This window comes from Pseudofrankia sp. EUN1h, assembly GCF_001854645.1.
In the GTDB taxonomy this organism is placed as follows: domain Bacteria; phylum Actinomycetota; class Actinomycetes; order Frankiales; family Frankiaceae; genus Pseudofrankia; species Pseudofrankia saprophytica.
In genome coordinates this window covers 73,473-98,343 of record NZ_MBLN01000002.1, presented here as the reverse complement: position 1 = coordinate 98,343, position 24,871 = coordinate 73,473, and the positions used below count along the sequence as shown (strand labels likewise).

Genomic DNA, 24,871 nt, shown 5'->3' with positions numbered 1-24,871 from the left:
CGACATGGCGGCGAGAACGACGCAGCGCACGGCGGTTGAACCCTCCTCCCAGCTCGTGGAGATGTCCTGGGACCCCATCACGCGCATCATCGGGAACCTCGGCATCTACACCAAGATTGACTTCGCGAACCGGCGGGTGGCCGAGTGCCACAGCACGTCGTCGCTTTTCCGCGGCTACTCCATGTTCATGAAGGGCAAGGACCCTCGGGACGCCGGCTTCATCACCAGCCGTATCTGCGGCATCTGCGGTGACAACCACACCACCTGTTCGGTGTACGCGCAGAACATGGCCTATGGCCTGAAGCCGCCGCCGATGGCGGAGTGGATCGTCAACCTGGGCGAAGCGGCCGAGTACATGTTCGATCACACGATCTTCCAGGACAACCTGGTGTTCGTGGACTACTCCGCGGCGATGGTCGCCCAGACGAACCCCAGCGTGCTGGCCCGTGCCGAGAACACGCAGGCACCGGGCGCGGCGATCCACGGCTACCGCACGATCGCCGACATCATGCGCTCGTTCAACCCGTTCGAGGGCGAGCTCTACAAGGAGGCGCTCCAGGTCTCCCGGGTCACCCGCGAGATGTTCTGCCTGATGGAGGGCAGGCACGTCCACCCGTCGACGATCTATCCGGGCGGYGTGGGGACCATGCCCGAGCCGGCGCTGTTCACCGACTACATGAGCCGGCTGGTGTCCATCCTGGACTTCGTCAAGAAGTCCGTGGCGATGAACGACGACGTCTTCGACTTCTTCTACGAGGCGCTGCCCGGCTACGAGGAGGTCGGCCGGCGCCGGATCCTGCTCGGCTGCTGGGGCGCCTGGCAGGACCCGGCGGTCTGCGACTACCGGTACGAGACCATGAACGAGTGGGGCAAGGCGATGTACGTCACCCCCGGCATCGTGGTCGACGGCGAGCTGATCACCACGAACCTCGTCGACATCAACCTGGGCATCCGGATCCTGCTCGGCAGCTCCTTCTACGGCGACTGGGTAAACGAGGAGCCTTTCGTCACCCGGGACCCGCTCGGCAATCCGGTGGACATGCGCCACCCCTGGAACCAGACCACGCTGCCCGAGCCGCAGAAGCGGGACTTCGACGGGAAGTACAGCTGGGTGATGAGCCCGCGTTGGTTCGACAAGCGGTCCGGCGACCATCTCGCGCTCGACACCGGCGGCGGCCCGTACGCCCGGCTCTACACCACCGCGCTCGCGGGCCTGGTGGACACGCCGTACGTCACCTCCACCGGGCGAAGCGTCCGGATCTCGCTTCCGAAGAGCGAGCGGCTGCCGGCGACCACGCTGGAATGGAAGATCCCGCCGTGGTCGAACGCGATCGAGCGGAACCGGGCGCGGGTCTACTTCGTCGCGTACTCGGCGGCGATGTCGCTCTACTTCCTGGAGCGGGCGATGGAGCGTCTCCGCGGCGGTGACACCCGCACGTTCACCGACTTCGAGGTGCCCGACGAGGCCATCGGCTGCGGCTTCCACGAGGCCGTCCGCGGCGTCCTGTCCCACCACATGGTGATCCAGGACGGGAAGATCGCCAACTACCACCCGTATCCGCCGACCCCGTGGAACGGCAGCCCGCGCGACAGCTTCGGCACGCCGGGGCCGTACGAGGACGCCGTCCAGGACATGCCGATCTTCGAGGAGAACGGCCCGGACGACTTCAAGGGCGTCGACATCATGCGGGCGGTCCGCAGCTTCGACCCGTGCCTGCCCTGCGGCGTGCACATGTACGTCGGCAACGGCCGCACCATCACCCACCGGCACTCGCCGATGCTGGGCGCCCAGAATGGCTGACCCCCCACGGCTCGACGACGAGGCCGTGCGCGAGCGGMTCACCCTGCTCGACGGGCTGCTGGAGCAGGTCGAGCGGACGYCGGGGCCGACGACCGAGGTCGCGCTGGACGCGGTGGCCACGCTGCTCGAGGTGTACGGCGAGGCGCTGGCCCGGGCGACCGCCTACGCCGCACGGGCTCCCGACGTGCGCGACGCGCTGACGGGCGACGAGCTGCTCGCCCATCTGCTGGTCCTGCACGGCGTCCATCCCGACCCGGCCGAGCGGCGGGCCAGGCGCGCGCTGGAGGCGCTGCGCCCGGAGCTCGCCACGGTCGGCGCCGAGGTCGAGCTGCTCGGGATCGACGACGGCGTGGTGACGGTGGCGGTCCGCGGCGAGAGCGGTTGCGGCGCGGCGGCGACCACGGCCGCGGTCACCGACGCCGTCCGCGAGGCGATCCAGGCGGTGGCGCCGGAACTGTCCGAGGTACGCGTCGACGTCGCCGCGAAGCAGACGCTCGTCCCCGTCGACTCGCTGCTGCGCGGGCCGGCCACGCTCGGGTCGCCCCGGTGATCGCCGACGCCGGCCCAGGGGTGGCACTCGACCCGGGAACGGCCGGTGGCGCCCTGCACCGCACGGCTCGCCGGGCCGGGCGGGCTGGCGCGCGCGGCGCGGCGGCCGCGGCGGCCGCGGCGGCGGAGCGTTGCGGGCTGTGCGCGGCCCCGGTGCCGGAGCCCCACCGGCACCTGCTCGACGAGCGGGAGGCCGGTCTGCTGTGCGTGTGCCAGGCGTGCGCACTGCTGTTCGAACGCGACGCGGCGGGCCGCGGCCATTACGTCCTCGTCCCCCGCCGGCGGCTGGCCCTGCCCGGCTTCGTCTCCGGCGCGCTGGGGATACCGGTCGGGTTGGCCTTCTTCGTCGTTCAGGCCGACGGACGGGTAATCGCGCACTATCCGAGCCCGATCGGTGTCACTCAAGGAGAAATCGATAAGGCCGTCTGGGACCAGGCACGGGAGCAGTGCGACGCGCTGGGCACTCTGAGGCCGCTGGTAGAGGCGGTGCTGGTCAATACCGCCAAGGGTGCGAACGAGCACTGGATAGTCCCGATCGACCTCTGCTACCGGCTTGTCGCCGTCGTACGAAAAGAATGGACGGGATTTTCCGGAGGCAGCACAGTATGGCCCGCAATTAGCGAGTTCTTCACCGCGCTGGCCCCGCACGGCACATCCATCCACGCGGACGCGGCGAACGCATCCGCCAGGACGGGCACCTGAAAGGAGTGGTCATGGCCAAGATCCGAGTCGGCAGGCCTGACGTGGCCATCGATGCCTCGGCGCACACGCCGGGTGTCCCCCAGGGCAACGCCAAGGGCGCCTACGAGCGCGAGGCTGGACACCATCCCGATGGGAAGGCCGACGCGCGCCGCTCGACCGGCATCGTGCCGGAGCGCCACAACCCGGTGCTGCCGGAGATGCCGAACATCCCGCCCCCCTGACCAGCCAGCGCCGGCCGGGCCGGCCGACACGTCGCGATCTTGATCAGCGGGACTGTATCCGGATCCGAACAGGCGGGGGCTCGGAGTTCGGATCCGGATACAGATCTGGCGATCTTGATGGGCGGGCGTGCCGGGGAATGGCACCAGGTAACGGGACAGGCATCGGAGCGGATCGAAGCAGTAGGGGAACCAGTAGGGAGGAGAACGCCGTGCGGAAATCCCTGATGATGGTCGCGCTCGCGGCGGCTGCGGGCGTCACCGGCAGGATCGCCTGGGACGAGTTGCCGGCGTTGCGCCGGTACCTGAAGGTGCGGCAGATGTGACGTCGTCACCCGCCGACCCGGCCGCACTGGACCGGCCACCGGCCACCGCGGTGCCCGGACCTGCCGCGCCGGCCGACGCGCTGGTGCGCCGGCGGTTCATCGTGCGCGGCGTCGTGCAGGGCGTCGGCTTTCGCCCGTTCGTCCATGCCACGGCGACCGGCCTCGGCTTGGCCGGTTCGGTGCGCAACGACGTCGCCGGCGTCGAGGTGGAGGTCGAGGGCTCGCCCGCGGCCGTCGAGGAGTTCGGGCGCCGGCTGCGGGAGGATCCGCCACCACTTGCGGAGATCGAACAGCTGACGGTCGCCACGCTCGCGCCGCGCGGTGAGCTGGGCTTCACCATCGCCCCGTCCGAGTCATCCGAGCCGGCCGCCGCCGGCCGTGCCCAGGCGCCCGCCGACACGGCGACCTGCGACGCGTGCCTGCGCGAGCTGGCTGACCCCGCGGACCGGCGCTACCGGCACCCGTTCATCACCTGCACCCACTGCGGCCCGAGATTCACCATCATCACCGATCTGCCCTACGACCGGCCGGTGACGACGATGGCCGGATTCCCCATGTGCGCCGACTGCGCCCGCGAGTACGCCGACCCGGCGGACCGGCGTTTCCACGCCCAGCCGATCGCCTGCCCGGCCTGCGGGCCCCGGCTGGAGTTCCGCGACCAGGATGGGCGCCGCGTGCGCGGGGACGAGGACGCGCTCGCCGAGGCCCGGCGGCTGCTCCTCGCCGGGGGCGTGCTCGCGGTGAAGGGCGTCGGCGGATACCACCTGGCGTGCCTCGCCACCGACGAGGCGGCGGTCGCGACGCTGCGCCGCCGCAAGCGGCGCGGCGGCAAGCCCTTCGCCGTGATGGTCGCCGACCTCGCGACCGCGCGGGCGCTGGTCGAGCTCGACGACGCCGAGACCCGCCTGCTGACCAGCCCAGCCAGGCCGATCGTGTTGGCCCGGCGCCGAGCCGACGCGCACCCCCGGCCGGCGGACGAGGTCGCGCCGGGCAACCCTGACCTGGGGCTCATGCTGCCCTACGCCCCCGTGCACCACCTCCTGTTCGGCCACCCCGCCCCTATCGGAGCTGGCGCCGGCACCGGTGGCCGCCCCGGCGCCGGCACCGGTGTCAATGCCGGTGCCGGCCTTCCCGACATCGCCGTGCTGGTGATGACCTCGGGCAACCTCGCCGGGGAGCCGATCGCCGCCGATGACGACGACGCCACGCGGCGGCTGGCGCACCTGGTGGATGGCTGGCTGTGCCACGACCGTCCCATCCACATCCCGTGCGACGACTCGGTGGTGCGGGTCGTCGACGGGATCGAGGTGATGGTCCGCCGGTCCCGGGGGTACGCGCCGTTGCCGGTCCGGCTGCCCTTCGCCGTCCCGCCGACGCTGGCGGTCGGGGGCGACATGAAGAACGCCTGCTGCCTCGGCTCCGGCCGTTCGGCGTGGCTGTCCGGCCACATCGGCGACATGGACGACCTCGCGACCCTGACCGCGTTCGGTAGGGCGGTGACGCACCTGGAGCACCTGACCGGGGTGCGGCCGGAGCGGCTGGCCGCCGACGCGCATCCCCGATACCGCTCACGCGCCTGGGCGACGGAGAGATCCCGCGGCCGGCCCGTCCGGTTCGTGCAGCATCACCACGCGCACATCGCGGCGGCGATGGCCGAACGGGGCCTCGACGGCGCCAGCCCGGTCATCGGCTTCGCCTTCGACGGAACGGGATACGGCACCGACGGCGCGATCTGGGGCGGTGAGGTGCTGGTCGCCGACTACCGGGGGTTCCAACGGTTCGCCCATCTTGGGTACGTCCCCCTGGCCGGCGGCGACGCGAGCGTCCGGCGTCCCTACCGGATGGCGCTGGCGCATCTGACCGCCGCCGGGATCGTCTGGGACCTCGACCTTCCACCGGTGGCGGCGGCGTCGGCCGAGGAGCGCGAGGTGCTCGCCCGGCAGCTGCGCGGCGGGTTCGGCACCGTTCCCACGTCGAGTGTGGGCAGGCTGTTCGACGCGGTCAGCGCGCTGCTCGGCGTGCGCCAGACCGTGGACTTCGACGCGCAGGCCGCGATCGGGCTGGAGGCACTGTCCCGCGGCGGCCAGCCGGACGGGTGCCGTTACCGCTTCGAGCTGCGGGAGCCGACCAGCGGCGGCGGCCCGCTGGTCGTCGATTCGGCGCCGGTGGTGCGGGCGCTGGTGGCCGACCGGCGCCGGGGCGTCGACGCCGCCACGGCCGGCGCGGGGTTCCACGAGGCGCTCGTCGCGCTGGTCCTGTCGCTGGCCGAGCGGGCGCGGCGCGAGCTGGGGCTGGAGACGGTGGTGCTGGCCGGCGGCGTGTTCCTGAACGCGCTGTTGCTCGCCGGTGCCCGGCGAGCGCTGCTGGCTGCGGGCTTCGACGTGGTGAGCGGCCGGCGGGTGCCGCCCGATGACGGTGGCCTGTCGCTCGGCCAGCTCGTCGTGGCGGCCGCCGGCGACCGGCTGGATTCCGACAAGCGGCCGGCAGGACCGGCCGCGGTGGACAGGATGGGGTGAGGGCGGGGTGTGTCTGGCGGTGCCGGGCAGGGTTGTCCGGACGTTTGAGCGGCACGGGACGCCGATGGCCGAGGTCGACTTCGGCGGGGTCCGCAAGGACGTCTGCCTGGTGTATCTCCCCGAGGTCGCCGTCGACGACTACGTGATCGTGCATGTCGGCTTCGCCATCCAGCGGCTGGACGAGCGGCGTGCGCTGGAGACGCTCGCCGAGTTCCGGCGGTTCGGCCTGCTCGACGAGGAGTTCGCGAACAAGGAGCTCGCGAATGAGGAGCTCGCGGATGAGGAGGCGGTAGCGCCGTGAGGTATCTGGAGGAGTTCCGGGACCCCGAGCTGGCCGAGCGCCTGCTGACGGAGATCCATGCGGTGACCACCCGGCCGTGGGCGCTCATGGAGGTCTGTGGCGGGCAGACGCATTCCATCATTCGCCATGGCATCGACCAGTTGCTTCCCAAGAGCATCGAGCTGATCCACGGTCCCGGCTGCCCGGTCTGCGTCACGCCACTGGAAATCATCGACAAGGCCCTGGAGATCGCCTCCCGACCCGAGGTCATCTTCTGCTCCTTCGGCGACATGCTGCGCGTCCCCGGCAGCCGGTCGGACCTGTTCCAGGTGAAGAGCGCGGGTGGCGACATCCGGGTGGTCTACTCGCCGCTGGACGCCGTCACGCTGGCGGTCGACAACCCCAACCGGCAGGTCGTGTTCTTCGGCATCGGTTTCGAGACCACGGCGCCGGCCAACGCCATGGCCGTCTATCAGGCCCAACAGCTGGGCCTACGCAACTTCTCGCTGCTGGTCTCCCACGTCCTGGTACCGCCGGCGATCGCGGCGATCATGGAGTCGCCCGCGTGCCGGGTCCAGGCCTTCCTCGCCGCCGGACATGTGTGCAGCGTGATGGGCACCGACGAGTACCCGCCGCTGGCCGAGCGGTACCGGGTACCGATCGTGGTCACCGGCTTCGAGCCGCTCGACATCCTCGAGGGCGTCCGCCGAGCGGTGATCCAACTGGAGGCGGGGCGGCACGCCGTCGACAACGCCTACCCCCGCGCCGTGCTGACCGAGGGCAATCCCGCCGCGCGCGCGATGCTGCGCGCCGTGTTCGAGGTGACCGACCGGGCCTGGCGCGGGATCGGCACCATCCCGCGTTCCGGCTGGCGGCTCTCCCCCGCGTACCAGGAGTTCGACGCCGAGCTCCGCTTCGACGTCGGCGACCTGCGCGCCGACGAGTCCACCGCGTGCAGGTCGGGCGAGGTGCTGCAGGGCCTCATCAAGCCGCACGAATGCGCCGCGTTCGGCGCCGAGTGCACCCCGCGCCACCCGTTGGGAGCGACGATGGTCTCCTCCGAGGGCGCCTGCGCGGCCTACTACCTGTACCGGCGGCTGGAACCGGCCCGGGCGGGTGCCCGGTGACCGCCGCCGAGACCGCGACGAACGCCAGGCCCGCGGTGGCCGGCAACACCGCGGTGACCACCGAGACGGCGATGACCACCGGGGCCACGATGACCACCGAGACGGTGGATCCAGCGGCCTGGAGCTGCCCGGCGCCGTTGCGGGACTCACCCACCATCGTGATGGGACACGGCGGGGGCGGCGCGATGTCCGCCGAGCTGGTCGAGCATCTGTTCCTGCCCGCCTTCGGGGAGGCGGGGGCGACCGAGCTGGACGACTGCGCCGTGCTCGCCGTCGGGTCGGCTCGGCTCGCCTTCTCCACGGACTCCTACGTGGTGAGCCCGCTGTTCTTCCCCGGCGGGTCGATCGGCGAGTTGGCCGTGAACGGCACGGTCAACGACCTGGCCATGTCCGGGGCCAGGCCGTTGTGCCTGTCGACGGCGTTCATCCTCGAGGAGGGGACGCCGCTGGCCGATCTGGCGCGGATCGCGACAGCCATGGGTGAGGCCGCCCGCCGGGCCGGGGTGCGGCTGGCCACGGGCGACACCAAGGTCGTCGACGCCGGCCACGGCCACGGCGTCTTCGTGAACACCGCGGGGATCGGGGTGATCCCTGACGGAGTCGACATCCGCCCCGCCCGGGTCCGCCCCGGTGACGCGGTCCTGGTCAGCGGCGATCTCGGCGTGCACGGCATCGCCGTGCTGAGCTGTCGGGAGGGCCTGAAGTTCGGCACGACCCTGGAGAGCGACACCGCGCCCTTGCACGGCCTGGTCGCGGCCATGCTCGACCAGGGCTCATCGGGCGCCCCGGGCTCACCGGGTCGGCCCGCCGGCGTGCATGCTCTGCGTGATCCCACCCGGGGCGGTCTGGCGGCCTCGCTGAACGAGATCGCCCGCGCGGCCGGCGTGGGCATCGACATCGTGGAGCGGTCCGTCCCGGTTCCGGCCGCGGTCGCGGATGCCTGCGGCATCCTCGGCCTCGACCCGCTGTATGTGGCGAACGAGGGCAAACTCGTCGCGTTCGTCGCGGGCGACGACGCGGACCGGGTGCTGGCGGCCATGCGTCGCCATCCACATGGCCGCGGCGCGGCGATGATCGGAACGGTCGTCGAGGAGCACCCGGCGATGGTGGTCGCCAAGACGGCGTTCGGGGCGACGCGCGTCGTCGATCTCCCGGTCGGCGAGCAGCTCCCCCGCATCTGCTGACGGCCCGGGCGCCGGGCCGCGGGATCCCGGCGTCCGGACGCGGCCGACCCCGCCCCGGCGTCCGGTCGCCCGCGTCTGGTGGGCACGACCGAAACCCGCCACCTGTAACGCTGTGTATGCGTATGGTCTCGGCCCCATGGGCACGCCCCAAGACGTGACGGACTTCTCCGACGACCAACGCATGAGCTACAAGCGGATCAGGCTGGCCGGGACTGGCGCGACCGACAACCTGATCTACTTCGTGGGGACGGCCACGACGATCATCCATCAGGCCGGGTTCACGGTGCTTACCGATCCCAACTACCTGCAGCGCGGCCAACGCGCCGACCTGATGGAGCTGATCGAGCCGCACACGACGGTACCTATCCACTACGACGACTACGGCGTGTTCCGTTCCCCGCTGGCGGACTTCGAGAACGAGGTACGCACCCGTGACCTGACCGGGCGGGTCCGCTTCCTGGACCGAGGCGACGCACTGCCGCTTCCCGCGGTCGCGACGCACCCGTGACCGTTGCGCGCGGCAACCCGCCGCGAACCTGGTCCGGCGAACCGCGATAGTCTCGCCAGACCAGGGACGATCAGCCCATCGGGGCACGATCTGCTCATTTTGTGGCGCAAGATTTCGGCAGGGCACCAGATTTCGGCGGGGCAGCAGGTTGGTTGGACACCAGGTTTTGGTGAGACAAGGGGCAACAGGCTCGTGAGCGACGCGCGGTCGGAGAAACAGGTCGACGAGGCGCGCGCCGCGGACCTTCGCGTGGACGTGCCACACACGGCCCGGATCTATGACTACCTGCTCGGCGGCAAGGACAACTTCCCCGCCGACCGGGAGGCGGCCGAGAGGACGTTGGCGGTTTCACCGCTCACACGCCCCTCCGCGTTGGCCAACCGGGCCTTCCTGCATCGAGCCACCCGGTTTCTGGCGGTCGAGGCCGGCATCCGCCAGTTCCTCGATATCGGAACCGGTATTCCCACCTCGCCGAACCTGCACGAGGTCGCCCAGGGCGTCGCACCGGACGCGCGCGTCGTCTATGTGGACAACGACCCCATCGTCCTGGTCCACGCCCGCGCGTTGCTGACCAGCAGCCCTGAGGGCAGGACGGGCTACATCGACGCCGATCTGCGCGATCCGGCGAAGGTCCTGGGTTCCATCGACTTTCGCGCGACGATCGACCTTTCCCAGCCCGTCGCCCTGACCATCTTCGGGGTTCTGCACTTCATCGCCGACACCAGCGACCCGCACGGTCTCGTCCGTCGCTACCTGGACGCCCTGCCCTCCGGAAGCTTCCTGGCGCTCACTCATGGCTCCCTCGACTTCGACCCGGAGAGTGTGCAGCGAGGCGCGGACGTCTACGAGAAGCGCGGGATCTCATCCTGGCCGCGTCCGCGCGCGGAGATAGAACGGTTCTTCGACGGTCTTGAGCTCGTCGAACCGGGCCTGGTCCCCATGCATCTCTGGCGGCCCGACGGCACGGACTCGCGGGATCCGGCCCCGGCGGGCGTCGTGGGGTACGGCGGCGTAGCCCGGAAGCCATGACCGCCAGCGCGCCGAAAGCGCTCTGAAAGGGCGGCGGCCCGCCGGACATATCCTCCCGGCCAGCCTTTCGGGCAGGTTGCGACGTGGCACCGGGCGGCGCGCGTAGGAGACTCGTCCCGTGACGAAGGCTACCCTGCGTGTCGCCACGGTGACACAATTCGCCCCCACGCCGACGGACGGCCCGGCGGGTGCGGCGCCCTCCCGGGGTGCGCCCTCCCGGGGCGCGCTGCTCGACGGCTGGCGGGACGCTGTGGCGTCGGTGGTGGCCCGGGTCCTGCTCGCGGCGGCGTGCTGGTCGCTGGTCAGCCTGGCCCTGCGGCGGGCCCACTGGGCGCGCCGCGTCGACGACCTGTTCGGGCTGGTCAACCTTCCGGTGAGCCCGAGCCTGTTCTCGACAGCCCTGCTGTTCATCGTCGCGGGCGCGGCCCGCCGGCGGATGCGGGCCGCGCTCTGGCTGTTGCTGGCGTTCCAGGCCGTCGCGGCCGGCTATCTGATCGTGGTGCTGGTCGCCAGCCTGACCGGCGCGCGCGGCGTCCGGGACCTGACGGCGCTGGGCACGGTCTACCTGGTGGTCAACGCGACGTTGACGGCGGCGGCCGTAGCACTGCTGTGGTTGAGCCGGCCGGCGTTCTCCTCCCGGCTGGAGCCCGGCGCGCGGTGGCGGGCGCTCGGAGTGCTGGTGACCGGGCTGACGGCGTCGGTGGCGTTGGCGGTGACGCTCACGCTGCTGTTCCCTGGCCACCTGACCGGCTCGACCCGCAGGATCGTGTGGGGAGCGCGGGCGGCGCTCGGCGTCGAGCCGAACTCGTCGGAGGTGGGCTGGCGAGGGCAGCAGGGCCACCACTGGGTCGCCGCGTTGGCCGGCCTGATCTCCGCCGTCTCCCTCATCACCGCGGCCGTGGTCTTCCTGCGGTCCGCCCGGGCCAAGGGCTATCTCACGGCGGCCGACGAGCTGGCGGTGCGCGGGCTGCTGCTGCGCGCCGGGCAGCGGGACTCGCTCGGCTATTTCGCCACCCGCCACGACAAGTCCGTGATCTTCTCGCCCCGCGGCGACGGCGCCGTCACCTACCGGCTGCTCGCCGCCGTCAGCCTGGCCAGCGCCGACCCGATCGGACCGCGCTCGGCGTGGGCGGGCGCGATCGAGGCGTGGCTCGCCGAGACCCGCCGGTTCGGCTGGTTCCCCGCGGTGCTGGCGGCCAGCGAGGAAGGCGCCCGAGCCTACGTCACGGCCGGGCTCAAGGCGCTGCCGGTCGGGGACGAGGCGATCATCGAAGTCGCCGAGTTCAGCCTGGAGGGCGCGACGATGGAGCCGGTCCGGCGGGCGGTCCGCCGGGTCCGCCGAGCCGGCTACACCTTCACCGTCGCCCGGCACGGGACCCTGTCCGCGGGCGAGCTCGCCGAGATCGAGCGCCGGGCCGAGGACTGGCGCGGCGACGACACCGAGCGCGGGTTCTCGATGGCGCTCGGGCGGCTCGGCGACCCGGCGGACGAGGCGTGCGTCGCCGTGCTCGCCCGCGACGAGGCCGGCCGGCTGCGCGGTGTGCTCTCGCTGGTTCCGTGGGGCTCGCACGGCCTGTCGCTCGACCTGATGCGCCGCGACCGGGGGGCGGAGAACGGGCTGGTCGAGGCGATGGTCGCCGCCCTCGTCCAGGCGGCGCGCGACGAGCTCGGCGTGCGGGCGATCTCGCTGAACTTCGCGGCGTTCCGGGAGGTCTTCAGCGCGGCCGAAYGGGTCGGCGCCCGGCCCGGCGCACGGCTGGGCGCCCGGCTGCTCACGTTCGCCTCCCGGTTCTGGCAGATCGAGGGCCTGTACCRCTCGAACGCCCGCTATCTGCCGCGGTGGACGCCCCGCTACCTGTGCTACGACTCCGCGCTCACCCTGACGAGGGTCGCGCTCGTCGCCGGGATGGCCGAGGGATTCCTGCCGGCGCTGGCCGGTCCCCGGGAACGTGAACCGAACGCGGTCGTCGAGTACGACGGGCGGGAGATGCCCTTCACCGAGGCGGTCGCGGCGCAGCGGCGCTCGGCGGTCCAGCTCGTCACGCCCCGGCGCCAGCTGGGCGAGCAGCAGCGGGTGCGGTGCGCCAAGCTCGACCTGCTGCGGGCCGCGGGCATGGACCCCTACCCGGTGGCCGTCCCGCGCGACAGCGATCTCGCCGATCTCGTCGACCGGTTCGGCGCCCTGACGCCCGGCACGCGGACCGGCTGCCGGGTGTCGGTGACGGGACGGGTCCGCGCGCTGCGCAACCACGGCGGCCTGATCTTCGCCGTCCTGCGGGACGGTGACGCGTCGATCCAGGCGATGGTCGACCGCGCCCGGCTCGATCCGGCCGCGCATCGGCTGTTCCGCGCGGCCGTCGATCTCGGCGACCACCTGAGCGTGACCGGCGAGGTGGTGACGTCACGCCGCGGCGAGCTGTCGGTGCTGGTGGACGAGTGGCGGATGGCGGCGAAATGCCTGCGGCCGCTGCCAGACGCCCGGGCCGGGTTCACCGACCCCGACGCCAGGGCCCGGCAGCGCCACGTCGACCTGATCGTCAACCCCGCCGCCCGGCGGATGCTCACCGACCGCTCCCGGGCCGTCGGCGAGATCCGCCGCTTCTTCGCCGACAGGCGGTTCACCGAGGTCGAGACGCCGATGCTGCAGGCGATCCACGGCGGCGCGAACGCCCGGCCGTTCGTCACCCACATCAACGCCTATGACTCCACGCTCTACCTGCGGATCGCGCCGGAGCTGTACCTGAAGCGGCTGTGCGTCGGCGGGATGCGGCGGGTCTTCGAGTTGAACAGGAACTTCCGCAACGAGGGCGCCGACGCCACGCACAATCCCGAGTTCACCTCGGTCGAGGCGTACGAGGCCTACAGCGACTACCTGGCGATGCGCGACCTCACCCGCGACCTGGTCATCGCCGTCGCCACCGCCGTCTACGGCGTGCCGATCGCGCGCCGACCCGGGCCGGACGGCCGGACCGTCGACGTCGACCTGTCGGGGCCGTGGCGATCGGTCACCGTGCACGACGCCGTCTCCGCCGCCGCCGGTCATCCTGTCACCGTCGACACGCCCCGGGACGAGCTCGCCGCGCTGTGCCGCAAGCAGGGCATCACCCCGCCCTTCGACGCGACCGCCGGCGCGCTCGTCGCGGCGCTCTACGACGAGCTCGTCGAGCCCGCGACCACCGACCCGACCTTCTACCTCGACTTCCCGACCGAGACCTCCCCGCTGACCCGGGCCCACCGCCGAGATCCCCGGCTGGCCGAACGCTGGGACCTGGTCGCCTTCGGCGCCGAGATCGGCACGGCCTACTCCGAGCTCGTCGACCCGGTCGACCAGCGGGCCCGGCTCACCGAACAGTCGCTGCTCGCCGCCGCGGACCCGGAGGCGATGCAGCTCGACGAGGCGTTCCTCTCCGCCCTCGAGTACGCGATGCCGCCGACTGGTGGCCTGGGAATCGGGGTCGACCGGCTGGTCATGATGCTGACCGGGGCCTCCATCCGCCAGACGCTGGCGTTCCCGTTCGTCCGGCCCGCGTAGTCGGCCTGGTCAGCGGCTGGCGGGCTCGGTCAGCGCCGCGAGTCCCGTCTGGACTCGCAGGTGGCTCGGAGCCGGCTCGCCCTGCGCCCGCGCCGACCGCAGGACGTCCGCCCACCATTCGAGATCTTCCAGCAGGAGATCCAGGCTGACCCGCGCCATCGGATCCACTGGCCGGCCGTCGTCGCCGAAGGCGGTACTCACCGCCGGCAGCACGACCGAGTTGCGCAGCGGTACGGCCTCGGCCTCGACGAAGATCTGCGCGAGATGCTCGATCGCCCGGATGGCCCCGGAGATTCCCGCGCTGTAGCCGACCGACGCCACCGGCTTGTTACGGAAACCGAAGGACACCCACACGCTGTCCAGGGCGTTCTTGAGCACGCCGGGAATGCTGTGGTTGTACTCGGTCGTGATCACCAGGTAGGCGTCACCTTCCTTGATCTTGTCGTTCCACGCCTTCACGACCGGCGCGGAGTAGGTCGGGTCGGCGAAGTCACCGATGGTGCCGAAATGCTCAGCGAAGATCGGCAGCGGCCAGTCACGGAGGTCCAGGACCTCTACCTGGTCGAACCGCCCGCAGGCGTCCGCTTCCGAGACCACCCAGGGCACCACCAGGTCCGCGGCGCGGGTGGGACGGGTGCTACCGACGATGATCTGCAGCCTGGGCATGACGAGGTCCTTTCGACTGCCACCGAGGCCGTGGCTGCCGCCGAGGCCTGGACGGAACGGAACGGGTCTGACTCGTCATCACCATCGGCGCGGCCACGACGCCGATGAACACCCTGCTGACCCCGGGGAGCGGACGGTGGTAACGCGAGGGCCAGGCTGACGCGATCCCGATGTGCCAGGCTCGTCTCATGGCTTCCGAGCTCGCCAAGTTCATCCGGGCTCACCGCGAACGAGTCCTACCGGCGGAGGTGGGGCTGCCCACGCACGGCCGGCGGCGCACGCCTGGCCTGCGGCGCGAGGAGCTCGCCACCCTTGCGGGCATCAGCATCGACTACCTGAGCCGGCTGGAGCAGGGCCGCCATGTGAGCCCGTCCGCATCGGTGCTGACCGCCCTCGCGTCCGCGCTGCGGCTGACCCCCGACGAACGGCAGCATCTCGTCCTGCTCGCGCTGCGCGACGGTCGATCCGTGCCCTGCGCCGGGGTGGGCGTTCCCGCCGACCGGATCACGCCGTCGGTCGAGCTGGTGCTTCGACGGCTCGCGCCGTCGCCCGCGGTGGTGCTGAGCCCGTACGGCGACCTGCTCGGCTGGAACACGGCCTGGGCGTCGCTCGTGGCGCCGCTCGGCATGCTCGACGGCCCGCGTCCCAACCTCGCCCGGTACGTGTTCGGGCACCCGGCGGCCCGGGCCGCGTACCCGGACTGGTCGGCGGCCGCCGCCGAGCAGGTCCGGCAGCTTCGCGCCGCGGTGACGCGCTGGGATCACGACCCGCGACTGGCCGCCCTCGTCACCGAGCTGTCCGCCCATCCGGAGTTCCGCGCGCGGTGGTCCAGCCACGAGGTCGCCGAGAAACGCCACGGGACCAAGCAGCTGGCCCACCCGGGCGTGGGCGTGCTCACCATCGAGTACGAGGTGATGCTGCTCGGCGACCTGCTCGACCAGCGGCTGATCGTCTGGCTGGCCGCCGACGCGCACACCACCGCCGTCTTCGACGGGCTGCCCGAGACACCCACCGTCACCACCGCTCCCACCCGCCTCCGCCTCGTCGACGGTGGCGCGGCCGCCAGCTGAGGCGATCGGACCGGACGGTCCGCGCTTTCGCCCTGGCGCCGTGCCCGGCGACGGTCGCCCCGCGCGGGTACTGCCGCGCGCTCATCCTGTCCGACGTCATGGGGAATCCCGTCAGACACCAGAGCCACGACCAGCACCGTTTCGCGCCCCGGATGTCTGACAGGACGTCCGGGATCCCCGGGAGGCGGTCAGGAGGCTGGAACGGGAGTGCCGGTCTTTGACAGCGGGACGGTCAGGGATAGCGAGAGCGAGACGCTGGCCCGGGCGGTCTGCGGCGCGAACAGGGCCGATCCGGCGACCACCTGCAGCACCAGGTGGCTGCCGGGCGTCACGTGCCAGGCGACCGTCGCGAGGTCGACGTCGACGCTGTGCTGCTGCCCGTCGAGGCGGAGCTGGACCGGGACCGCCTGGTTGTCGACGACGACGTGCCGGTCGGCGTCCACGAGCTGGGCGTACACGACCGCGCCGGCCGGTTGGGCGGTGCCGTGGTAGGCGACCGTGAGCTTGGGCGCGCCGACGATCGCGCCCACGGCCGACGGCGGCGGGACCGCGACCTCGACGGACGTGCCGGCGGCGGCCGGCGCGGCGGCGGTCGCCGACCCGGACGTCGCGCTCGGGTCGAGGGCGAGGGTGCCCTGGCCGGTGGCGGCGAGCGAGCCTGCGGCGGCGAGCGGGTACGAGTCGGCGCCGTACCAGGTACCGGTGTCGTCGACGTACTCGAATCCCGGCCCGGTCACCGTGCCCTGGCGCTGCCGGAGGTACCGGTCGAGCCAGCTGATCGTGAGCTGCTCGATGTGGTCGGCCGGCCCGGGATTCGTCAGGCACGTGCCGTGGCCGCCGCAGAACCAGACCATCTTCAGCGGCACCCGGCCACGCAGTGCCTGGTAGTTCTCGACGCCCTCGGCGAGCGGGAAGAGTGTGTCCACGGTGCCCTGGATGATCAGCGTCGGCACCCGGATCTTCCCGAGCAACGACGCCGGGCCGTGGTCGGCATACCAGTCCACGATCTCCGCCGACGGCTGGGCGTAGGTGGTGGCCGCCCGGCAGGCGTCGGTCACATGCGTGTCGAGGCGGTTCTTGCCGCTCTGGCCGATCCGGCACAGCAGGCCGCCCCAGCCGGCCTTGTTCGCCCCGTCGGGATAGAGGCTCTCGGTCAGGGTGTTCCACGCGATGGCCGGGACGATCGCGTCGATGCGCGGGTCGGACGCCGCGGCGATGAACTGGATCGCCCCGCCGTAGCTGCCTCCGACCATGCCGACCCGAGGGTCGCCAGCCGCGTCCAGCTGCGTCTCCGGCTGCCGGGCGAGCCAGGCGACCAGCGCCGCCACATCGCGGCCCTCGAACGGCGCGTAGTCGGTGTGCGCGGCGCCGCCGGACCCGCCGAATCCGCGCGGATCCCACGTCACGACGTTGTAGCCGGCGGCCACCAGCGGCGCGATGCTGCCCGTCGCCGGGTCGGTCTCACCGGGCTGACCCCAGCCGGGGCCGTCCAGCACGGTGGGAGCGCGGCCACCGGCCCGCAGGCCGGTGGCCGGGAAGAAGTGCGTCACGATCTGGGTGTCGTCGAACGACGCCACCTTCACCGTTCTGGCGGCCACCGCCGGGCCCGTGCCCGCGACGGCCGGCGCGGCGCCGGCGGCCCGCGCAGCCTCCGGCTTCGCATCACCGGAGCCGCCGCAGGCGGCGAGCGCCAGCGAGGTGAGGACCGCGGCAGCCGCCAGCCACACTGGACGTCGAGGAGGAAGCCGGTTGGGACGTGCCATCATCCGCACCTCAGACGGCCAGAGCCAGGCGATACGTGCCAGGTTCACCTGGTTGAAACAGATAAAAGAACCTGCTGAGGCTAACAGTGCCGTCTCACTCGTGCTACCGGTAGATCGTCTACCCGGCCCGGCGGGCCCGGCGGGTGGCCAGGGCCGAGCGGATCAGGTAGGCCGGCGTCGGCGGGACCCAGCCCAGCTGGGTGGCGGTGCCCAGGTCGTCGCGGTTGGCCCAGTGCTCGATGACCTTCCCCTCGGCGACGCGGAACCAGTGCGTCTGCGTGGTGGCGAAACGCCGCCCGGTCGGCGGGAAGGCCCGCTCGACACGCCCCTCGGCGTCGTAGGTGGCGAACGGGTCGACGTGCCGGCCGCTCATCGTGCAGTGCAGCGCCACGACGTCGCCCTGTTCCACCGTGTCATGCACCTCCCAGTGCAGATCGGCGTAGGCGGATCGCAACCACTGGGCGGTGGCGAAGAAGGCCTCCGGCCCCTGGCCGCGGCAGGCCGGGGGTTCCTGCTCCGCCTCCCGGTTGGCGGCCAGCGGGTGCACGACCTCGACGAAGTCGTCGAAGTCACCGGTCGCCATGATCTCGATGCTGCGTCGCGCCAGCGCCGTGAGCGAGATTGTGCCTTGCATGGGTCACCTCGTGATGGTCTAGTGTCGAAGTTGAATACATGCTCCCTGTATTCGTTAAATGAGGACAGTAAGGAATGATGGAGGATCACGCCAAGGGCCGTCGCGGATACGACAACCGGGGCCGGGCCGAACAGGCGCGGCGCAACCGCCGGCAGATCGTCGCCGCGACCCACGACCTGCTGCTGGCCCAGGGCTACCGCGCCACCACGATGACCGACATCGCCCGCGCCGCCGGCGTCTCCGTCGAGACCGTCTACAAGGCGTTCGGCACCAAGGCGGCCCTGGTCAAGGCCGTCTACGACGTCGCGGTGGTCGGCGACGACGAACCGGTTCCCCTGGTGGACCGGCCAGAGCTCAAGGCGCTGCGCGCCGACCCGGATCCGGCGTCGAAACTGCGCCGCTACGCCGCCATCGCCCGGTCGCTGTCCGAGCGGATCGGGCCACTGACGGGGGCGCTGCTGGCGGGGGCGCGCAGCGGTGGCGACCCCGATCTCGAGGCGCTGACCGCCACCACCGACCAGGAGCGCCTGGCGGGCGCCACCGGCATCGTCAGCCACCTCGCCGAGACCGGCGGCCTGCGCCCCGGCCTCGACCTCGGCCACGCCCGCGACACGGTCTGGGCACTCATCTCACCCGACCTGTACCGCCTCCTCGTCGTGGAACGCGGCTGGTCCCACGACGACTACGAACGCTGGCTCGCCGACACCCTGGTCGCCGGCCTGACCTGATCGGCTGCCGGCGAGGCCTCCCACGCGAACCCGTCCGGGTCGGTGAAGGGCGCGGCGTCGCCACCGATCACGAGCCGGTGCGATCCGGTCCCGTCGGGAGAGACCCCGGCGTCCTTGGCGAGCGCGCGGCGCCGGTAGAGCGCCAGCCTGACGGGACTGGACGGAGTGTCGAACTCGACGTACATGCGGGCGAAGCTCTTCCCGACGGCGAGGCCGCGGTCCGCGTAGAACCGCTTGCTCGCCACCACGTCGGCGACTCCCAGCAGGAGCACGATCTGGTCGATCTCCCGGCTGGCCGGGCCGCTGTCCTTCTTCGCCGAGGTCGCGATCTTCCAGATCGTCCCGTCCGGGGCCTGGACGACACCGCCATAGCCCCAGAACGACTTCGCCACCGGCTTCAGTGGCAAGGCACCGGCGTCGAGGGCCGTGCCGACAAGGCTGTCGACGTCGGCCGGCTGGGACACCGTGAGTGACAACGTGAACCCACGGAAGCCGGTCGTCGGCTCGTCCGAGGCCCGAAGGCCGATCTGGTCGCCCAGGTCGAAGGCGGCGCTGTAGAAGCTGCTGGCGGCGGCGGGGTCGGCCACCTCAAGGGTGACGGATTCGATGGAAGCCATGCCGATCACGCTAGGTGCGGCCCACCACCCAACGCTTCTCCATTCCTGACCGATCCGCCCCCGTTCCAGCCAGCGGGGATTACGGTGACCACGCAGCGTGGGGCGGTCGCGGCAGGTCGCCGGGGCGAGTGGAGGTGCGGTCGGCCGTGGGTGCTGTCGAGACGCCGCTCGGGCCGCTGTCGGCCGGTTCGGTTTCGTTACGGCTTTATCCGCATGCCGTGGAGCCACCGATGAGCGCCCAGCAGACGGTGGCCGAGCTGCGGGTACAGGCCGCGCTGGCCACCGAGGCCGGTTTCGACGGCGTCATGACCAGCGAGCACCACGGCGGATTCCCCGGTTACCTCCCCAACCCGTTGCAGCTGGCCGGCTGGGCCCTGGAAGCCATGACCGCGGGCTGGGCGGCCGCCTGCCCGTTGCTGCTCCCGCTGCGACCGACGGCACTGGTCATCGAGGAGACGGCGTGGCTGGCGGCCCGGTTTCCGGGCCGCGTTGGCCTGGGCGTCGCCGCCGGATCGCTGCGGGACGACTTCGACATCCTCGAGACCACCAAGGACGGGCTGACGCGGCGCTTCGCCGCCGGGCTCGCGGACGTGGCGGGCGCCTTGTCCGGTCGCGACCCGGGGCGGCTGGCCAACGATCCGGCCGTCGCGGCCTGCGCCGACGCCCCGATACCGCTCGTCAGCGCGGCCATGAGCCCGGCGGCCGTGCGCCGCGCCGCGGCCGCCGACGTCGGCCTGCTCTTCGACTCGATGTCCGCCCTTGGGCGCTGCCGCCAGCTCGCCGACGCCTACCGGGAGGCAGGCGGCAAGCGGGCCCGCGTCCTCGTCCGCCGGATCTGGCTCGGTACGCCGCCGACCAGCCGCCAGGACAGGCAGGTACAGGTCTACCGCGGTTACGCGGCGCCGACGGCGGTCTCACACTGGTCGGACGACGCCCTGATCTGCGACGACGACCCGGGCGCCCTGGCCGAACGGCTGGCGGCCGACGTGATCGCCGCGGGCTGCGACGCCGTCAACGTCCGCCTGCACGTCCCCGGGATCACGCCCGCCGAGGTGCGCGACCAGCTCGCCCGCCTCGACGGGCTCGCCGCAGGGCTACGCCGCCTGCTGGTCGGACCCCGGTAGGTGCAGGCAAGCACGTCTCTCGGCGACCAGAAGCCAACCGAAAGACTCTGTCTTGACAGCCTGGGTGGCGGGCGGACACTTGCAGCCGTGCATCGATCGACTGCCGCCGCCGGCAGCGCGGCGTTCTTCCTGGCGGCGCCCGGCGTCATGGCCGGCGTGATCCCCTGGGCGCTGACGAGATGGCGGTTCCTCGCGGCGGATCAGCCCTGGCTCCTGCCGGTTCGGGTGCTGGGTGGGGCGCTCCTCGTCTGCGGGGCGGTGGTGGTCGTCCAGGCGTTCGCCCGGTTCGCGACCGAGGGACGCGGGACCCCGGCGCCGGTCGCGCCGACGGCGAGGCTGGTCGTCGGCGGACTGTACCGATACGTACGCAACCCCATGTACTGTGCCGTCGCGGCGACGATCATCGGTCAGGCACTGCTGCTCGGCCAGCCGGTCCTGCTGGGCTACGCGGCCCTGTTCATGGCCGCCGTCGCCGCCTTCGTCCACTTCTACGAGGAGCCKACGCTGCGCGCCCGCTTCGGCGCCGCGTACGAGACCTACCGCGCGCACGTCCCCGCCTGGACCCCTCGCCCGCGCCCGTGGACCCCGCCGGCCTGAGCGGACGCATCCGCTCACACGGAGGTTCCGGCTGCCCAGGTGAACGGCCCGGGCTGGGTGAAGTAGCGCCCGCCGATGTGGCCGCTGACGGTGGAACAGGTCTGCTGGAGCCGGGCCAGCAGGTCCGGCAGGCCGTCGGYGATGTCCTCGATGCGCTGGAACTCCAGGTCGGTGCGGGCGCGGCCGATGGCGCGGCGGGCCGGGTCGTCGAGGCCGGAGCGGGATGGTCCGCCTGCCGTGTCCAGTTCCGCGAGCAGCCGCTCGGCGGCGCGCAGTGAGGAGTAGACCGAGCGGGGAAAGAGCCGGTCGAGGAGCAGGAACTCCGCCACGATCGGGCCGTCGGCGGCATGCCGGTAGGTCTTCAGGAAGGCTTCGTGTGCTCCGCAGGAGCGCAGCAGGGCGACCCATGAGCTGTGGACGGCGGGGTCGCCCAGACAGAAGGACAGCAGCCGGGTGGTCATGGCGGCACGTTCCAGGTTCCAGCCCAGTTCGAGGAATCGTCGCCCGTCGTCACGGGAGACGGTGGCGTCGATCAGGCCGGTGAGCATGGCGGTGCGCTGGCGGACGTGGCGGCAGAACAGGTGCGGGCCGGCGGCGCCAGCTTCCTCCCGCTGTTTCGGCAGGTCGAGCCAGGTGGCGTTGAGGCACTCCCAGACCTCGCTGGAGATCACGTCGCGGGCGCCGCGGGCGTTCTCGCGGGCCGCGGTCAGGGCGCCGGCGACGCTGGAGCGGTTCTCGCGGTCGTAGCCCAGCGTCTCCATCAGCCGGTGCGAGTCCAGCTCCACCGTGGGCGCGGCCATCCCCAGGTGGGTGAGCAAGGCCCGGCACGCGGCCGATTCGTCGAGCCATGGGTCTTCCATGACCCGCTGCAGATGGACGTCGAGGATGCGGGCGGTGAGTTCGGCCCGCTCGGTGTACCGGCCCATCCAGAACAGGGACTCGGCGACGCGGCTGAGCATGCCGTGCCCGTCGCGATCGGCCGGTTGCGCCGGGCGGCCTGACTCGTTTCGCCATGGCACGCGGGGCGAAGGAATGCTGTGTGCTGTGACGGATGCGCGGGGCGAACGCTCGTCGGCAAGTACCCAGGTGTCCTTGGAGCCGCCACCCTGGCTGGAGTTCACGATCAGGCCGCCGCGAGGCAGGGCGACCCGGGTCAGCCCGCCCGGTAGCACCCGGACCGTGTCACCGTCGTGGACGGCGAATGGTCGCAGGTCGACGTGGCGGGGTGCCAACCTGCCGTCGACGAGGGTCGGCGAGACGGACAACTGCACCACGCGCTGCGCGATCCAGCCGCGGGGGTTGTGCTCGATCCGCCGACGCAGCAGGTCGAGCTCCGTGTCGTCGGCCTGGGGACCGATGACGATGCCCTTCCCACCGGAGCCGTCGACGGGCTTGAGCACGAGCGAGTCCAGGTGGTCCAGGACGTACGCCCGATGATCCGGGTTCTCAAGCCGGTAGCTGTCGACGTTCTCGAGGACCGGCGTCTGGCCGAGGTAGTAACGAATGAGGTCCGGGATGTAGGTGTGGATGAGCTTGTCGTCGGCGACGCCGTTGCCGACGGCGTTGGCGAGGGTGACCCGGCCGGCCCGGGCAGCACCCAGCAGGCCCGGGCAGCCGACCACCGATTCGGCGCGGAAATGCAGCGGGTCCAGCCAGTCATCGTCGACCCGGCGGTAGATGACGTGCACAGGTCGTTCGCCGACGGTGGTCCGCATGAAAACCTGGTTGTCACGGACCACCAGGTCGCGGCCCTCGACCAGTTCCACACCCATCTGCCGGGCGAGCAAGGTGTGCTCGAAGTAGGCCGCATTGTGGATACCCGGGGTCAGCAGCACCACGGTGGGATCGTCGACACCCACCGGCGCGGTGGCACGCAGGGCGGCGAGCAGGTACACGGCATAGTCCGCGACCGGCCGCACCCGATGCGCGGCGAACACCTCCGGAAACACCTTCGTCATCGCGTGCCGGTTCTCCAGCACGTAGCTCACCCYGGACGGCACACGGACGTTGTCCTCGAGGACCCGAAACCGGCCTTCCTCGTCACGGACCAGGTCGATGCCGGCGACATGCACACGGACGTCGCGCGGCGGCTGGATGCCGTGTGCGGCCCGGTGGTAGTTGGGACTGCTGGCCACGAGCCGGCGCGGCACGACGCCGTCCTCGAACACTCCGCCGGCTCCGTACACATCCGCGAGGAACGCCTCCAGAGCGCGGACCCGCTGGGCCACCCCGCGTTCGATGACGTCCCACTCGGCCGCGCCCAGCAGCCGGGGAACGAGATCCAGCGGCCACGGGCGTTCCTGACCCCCGAGATCAAAGGTTATTCCGGCGTTCCGGAAGGCCCGGTCAAGAACCGCTTTGCGCACCGCCAGGTCCCTCCCGCCGAGCAGCCGAAGGGTGTCGTGCAGCGCCGTATATCCCTGCCGCGGCCGCTCGACGTCTTCAAAAACCTCGTCCCAGGCGGCCGAATCCGCGAACTCGGCAAAGTATTTCTCAAAAAGATCCGCCATAACATCAGCGTAGGTTTATCCTGTTACGGGGTCATGACGGCAGGGAAGTTCTTTGGGCTCGAGCTGTCACCTACACCGGGCATCTCAGACAGGCCAGAGCGCACTTGACAGGAAATCTCCAACGTGCGTTTGATCATCCATTGCCTCCACGTCGGCCTAGCCACCATTCACCCCGTTCGTGGMGCCCGCTCACCGGGCCTGTTCCTCACACCCGGGCGGGACGACGACGACCGGGCAGCGGAAGAAGGTGTCGCGGTCCGTGTTCACCGCGCCGAGCAGGGTCCGGCTCAGCGGTCCGTGCTCCTGATGACCGATGACGAGCAGGTCCGCGCGGTGTGACACGGCAACCAGACTCGCGGCGGGCGATCCGTCGATCACATGCGCCTCGACGTGGTCGGGGTCCACACCGGCGGCGAGCAGGGCACGGTCGAGGACGTCCCTCGCGCCATGCCACGCGTCACTGCCGCGCGGCGGCTGCAACATGATGTCGTGACGGTAGGCGACGACGACGGACAGGCGCGCTCCGCGACGCCTCGCCTCGGCGGCGGCCCACCGCAGGGCCGACACGGACGCCGACGACCCGTCGATCCCGACGACCACCCGGGGCGCGGCGATAGTCGAGTCCGCTTCGCTGGTCTCGCCGGTTGCACGGTTCAGAAGCTGGTTTCCGCTTATCTTCTCGTCATAGTTTGGCATGACATCACCATCACTCGGATTCGGGTCTTCGACCATGCCCCCTCGCCCCGCGCTGGCCGGGACCAATATCCTGGCCAGCACGGTCTCACCGGCTCACACAACCGTGAACGTCGATTACCGCGGCATGCGACAGCCATCGCGTAACCACAACGAAACCGGATGATAACCAGCCTGAAGAAACGCCTTACCGCGCAGACAGGTCCGCGTCGTCGAACTCAGGCCACGACGAAGGCCACGCCCGAGCCCTCGTCGACGCCGCCCGCCCGTTCATGGACCACCCGCGCGTTCTGGTCTCGCGTCGAGGAGGGCGACGTCGTCCAGGACGGCCTGGCCCCGCTCCTCACGGCTGCAGAACGCGAGCTGACGCCCGCGACGCGTCATGCACCCGGCACTACAAAGACGGCGCGACGAGGCCATCGATCAACAGCGCAAGCTGCGCGCCGCCGCGCGGCGCTGAGCGGGACGGAACGGGATGGGGCGGGACGGCCTGGCGGCTCGGCTCGCCAGCCACAGACATGATCATACGGGGCATGGGCGGAGAGCTGACGATCCACATCCGCGCCGTCCAGCCGTCGGTTGGGGTCGCCGATATGTCGGGTTATGCTCGCCCAGTGCTCACCACCCAGGATCGACCCGCCCCAGGCGTCGTCCTGTTGGAAAGGCCATTCTCCGAACAGGCGCCACCGCACGCGGC

Annotated in this window: 22 protein-coding genes and 1 pseudogene; 16 read left to right on the top strand and 7 right to left on the bottom strand. The window is 71.5% G+C overall.

Annotated features, from left to right (window positions below; genetic code table 11):
* Nucleotides 1-4 precede the first annotated feature (4 nt).
* From BCD49_RS01005 to lysX, 12 genes are all read left to right on the top strand, one after another.
* Nucleotides 5-1,801: a nickel-dependent hydrogenase large subunit gene (locus BCD49_RS01005; protein WP_007516725.1), complete on the top strand. Its 1,797-nt coding sequence runs from the start codon at nt 5-7 to the stop codon at nt 1,799-1,801.
* Nucleotides 1,794-2,351, top strand: coding sequence for a NifU family protein (locus BCD49_RS01000; protein ID WP_071041013.1), 558 nt, complete (start codon nt 1,794-1,796; stop codon nt 2,349-2,351). Before BCD49_RS01005 ends, BCD49_RS01000 begins: the two co-directional genes overlap by 8 nt.
* Nucleotides 2,348-3,052, top strand: a complete 705-nt coding sequence (locus tag BCD49_RS00995; RefSeq protein ID WP_198535931.1) for a DUF5947 family protein — start codon at nt 2,348-2,350, stop codon at nt 3,050-3,052. Before BCD49_RS01000 ends, BCD49_RS00995 begins: the two co-directional genes overlap by 4 nt.
* 11 nt (nt 3,053-3,063) lie before the next feature.
* Entirely contained in the window at nt 3,064-3,273 is a 210-nt protein-coding gene (locus BCD49_RS00990) for a hypothetical protein (protein WP_007508913.1), read from the top strand.
* A 209-nt stretch (nt 3,274-3,482) separates the two neighbouring features.
* A complete protein-coding gene (locus BCD49_RS46275) occupies nt 3,483-3,596 on the top strand; it encodes a DUF6893 family small protein (protein WP_425343317.1) in 114 nt (37 codons plus the stop codon).
* Nucleotides 3,593-6,112 (top strand): carbamoyltransferase HypF, encoded by a 2,520-nt coding sequence (locus BCD49_RS00985; protein ID WP_007508910.1) that lies wholly within the window; start codon nt 3,593-3,595, stop codon nt 6,110-6,112. Before BCD49_RS46275 ends, BCD49_RS00985 begins: the two co-directional genes overlap by 4 nt.
* A gap of 7 nt (nt 6,113-6,119) precedes the next feature.
* Nucleotides 6,120-6,413 carry a HypC/HybG/HupF family hydrogenase formation chaperone gene (locus BCD49_RS00980; protein ID WP_007508908.1) on the top strand — a complete coding sequence of 98 codons (294 nt, stop codon included), beginning with the start codon at nt 6,120-6,122 and terminating at the stop codon, nt 6,411-6,413.
* Entirely contained in the window at nt 6,410-7,519 is a 1,110-nt protein-coding gene (hypD, locus tag BCD49_RS00975) for a hydrogenase formation protein HypD (protein ID WP_007508906.1), read from the top strand. The genes BCD49_RS00980 and hypD overlap by 4 nt, the downstream gene beginning before the upstream one ends.
* Before the next feature lie 89 nt (nt 7,520-7,608).
* Nucleotides 7,609-8,703 (top strand): hydrogenase expression/formation protein HypE, encoded by a 1,095-nt coding sequence (gene hypE, locus BCD49_RS00970; protein WP_027140195.1) that lies wholly within the window; start codon nt 7,609-7,611, stop codon nt 8,701-8,703.
* A gap of 136 nt (nt 8,704-8,839) precedes the next feature.
* Nucleotides 8,840-9,211, top strand: coding sequence for a hypothetical protein (locus tag BCD49_RS00965; RefSeq protein ID WP_007508903.1), 372 nt, complete (start codon nt 8,840-8,842; stop codon nt 9,209-9,211).
* A gap of 192 nt (nt 9,212-9,403) precedes the next feature.
* Nucleotides 9,404-10,240, top strand: coding sequence for an SAM-dependent methyltransferase (locus BCD49_RS00960; protein ID WP_007508902.1), 837 nt, complete (start codon nt 9,404-9,406; stop codon nt 10,238-10,240).
* Between the two features lie 118 nt (nt 10,241-10,358).
* On the top strand, nt 10,359-13,772 hold the full coding sequence (lysX, locus tag BCD49_RS00955) for a bifunctional lysylphosphatidylglycerol synthetase/lysine--tRNA ligase LysX (protein ID WP_083401179.1): 3,414 nt from the start codon (nt 10,359-10,361) through the stop codon (nt 13,770-13,772).
* A 9-nt stretch (nt 13,773-13,781) separates the two neighbouring features.
* On the opposite strand, the gene BCD49_RS00950 is transcribed toward lysX, so the two are convergent.
* On the bottom strand, nt 13,782-14,438 hold the full coding sequence (locus BCD49_RS00950) for an NADPH-dependent FMN reductase (protein WP_007508898.1): 657 nt from the start codon (nt 14,436-14,438) through the stop codon (nt 13,782-13,784).
* 188 nt (nt 14,439-14,626) lie between these two features.
* On the opposite strand from BCD49_RS00950, the gene BCD49_RS00945 reads away from it, so the two are divergent.
* Nucleotides 14,627-15,508, top strand: coding sequence for a helix-turn-helix domain-containing protein (locus BCD49_RS00945; protein WP_007508896.1), 882 nt, complete (start codon nt 14,627-14,629; stop codon nt 15,506-15,508).
* A 188-nt stretch (nt 15,509-15,696) separates the two neighbouring features.
* Here BCD49_RS00945 and BCD49_RS00940 read toward each other — a convergent pair whose 3' ends face one another.
* Together BCD49_RS00940 and BCD49_RS00935 are read right to left on the bottom strand one after the other, a co-directional pair.
* On the bottom strand, nt 15,697-17,271 hold the full coding sequence (locus BCD49_RS00940; protein WP_106410361.1) for an alpha/beta hydrolase family protein: 1,575 nt from the start codon (nt 17,269-17,271) through the stop codon (nt 15,697-15,699).
* A gap of 118 nt (nt 17,272-17,389) precedes the next feature.
* Nucleotides 17,390-17,905 carry an ester cyclase gene (locus BCD49_RS00935; RefSeq protein WP_007508891.1) on the bottom strand — a complete coding sequence of 172 codons (516 nt, stop codon included), beginning with the start codon at nt 17,903-17,905 and terminating at the stop codon, nt 17,390-17,392.
* Nucleotides 17,906-17,979: 74 nt separating this feature from the next.
* On the opposite strand from BCD49_RS00935, the gene BCD49_RS00930 reads away from it, so the two are divergent.
* On the top strand, nt 17,980-18,633 hold the full coding sequence (locus BCD49_RS00930; protein WP_007508889.1) for a TetR/AcrR family transcriptional regulator: 654 nt from the start codon (nt 17,980-17,982) through the stop codon (nt 18,631-18,633).
* On the opposite strand, the gene BCD49_RS00925 is transcribed toward BCD49_RS00930, so the two are convergent.
* Nucleotides 18,588-19,250 carry a hypothetical protein gene (locus tag BCD49_RS00925; protein WP_007508887.1) on the bottom strand — a complete coding sequence of 221 codons (663 nt, stop codon included), beginning with the start codon at nt 19,248-19,250 and terminating at the stop codon, nt 18,588-18,590. The genes BCD49_RS00930 and BCD49_RS00925 overlap by 46 nt on opposite strands.
* 230 nt (nt 19,251-19,480) lie before the next feature.
* Here BCD49_RS00925 and BCD49_RS00920 point away from each other — a divergent pair, with 230 nt between their 5' ends.
* Nucleotides 19,481-20,374, top strand: coding sequence for an LLM class flavin-dependent oxidoreductase (locus BCD49_RS00920; RefSeq protein WP_007508885.1), 894 nt, complete (start codon nt 19,481-19,483; stop codon nt 20,372-20,374).
* 87 nt (nt 20,375-20,461) lie between these two features.
* Nucleotides 20,462-20,971: a methyltransferase family protein gene (locus BCD49_RS00915; protein ID WP_027140198.1), complete on the top strand. Its 510-nt coding sequence runs from the start codon at nt 20,462-20,464 to the stop codon at nt 20,969-20,971.
* Nucleotides 20,972-20,985: 14 nt separating this feature from the next.
* Here the strand turns inward: BCD49_RS00915 and BCD49_RS46270 are convergent, their stop codons facing one another.
* The 3 genes and pseudogenes from BCD49_RS46270 to BCD49_RS00905 form a co-directional block, all read right to left on the bottom strand.
* Nucleotides 20,986-21,930 (bottom strand): alpha-E domain-containing protein, encoded by a 945-nt coding sequence (locus BCD49_RS46270; protein WP_198939417.1) that lies wholly within the window; start codon nt 21,928-21,930, stop codon nt 20,986-20,988.
* 57 nt (nt 21,931-21,987) lie between these two features.
* Nucleotides 21,988-23,481: pseudogene (locus tag BCD49_RS46265) on the bottom strand (circularly permuted type 2 ATP-grasp protein); the annotation flags it as partial.
* A 189-nt stretch (nt 23,482-23,670) separates the two neighbouring features.
* On the bottom strand, nt 23,671-24,177 hold the full coding sequence (locus tag BCD49_RS00905) for a universal stress protein (protein ID WP_051466115.1): 507 nt from the start codon (nt 24,175-24,177) through the stop codon (nt 23,671-23,673).
* Nucleotides 24,178-24,871: the final 694 nt, after the last annotated feature.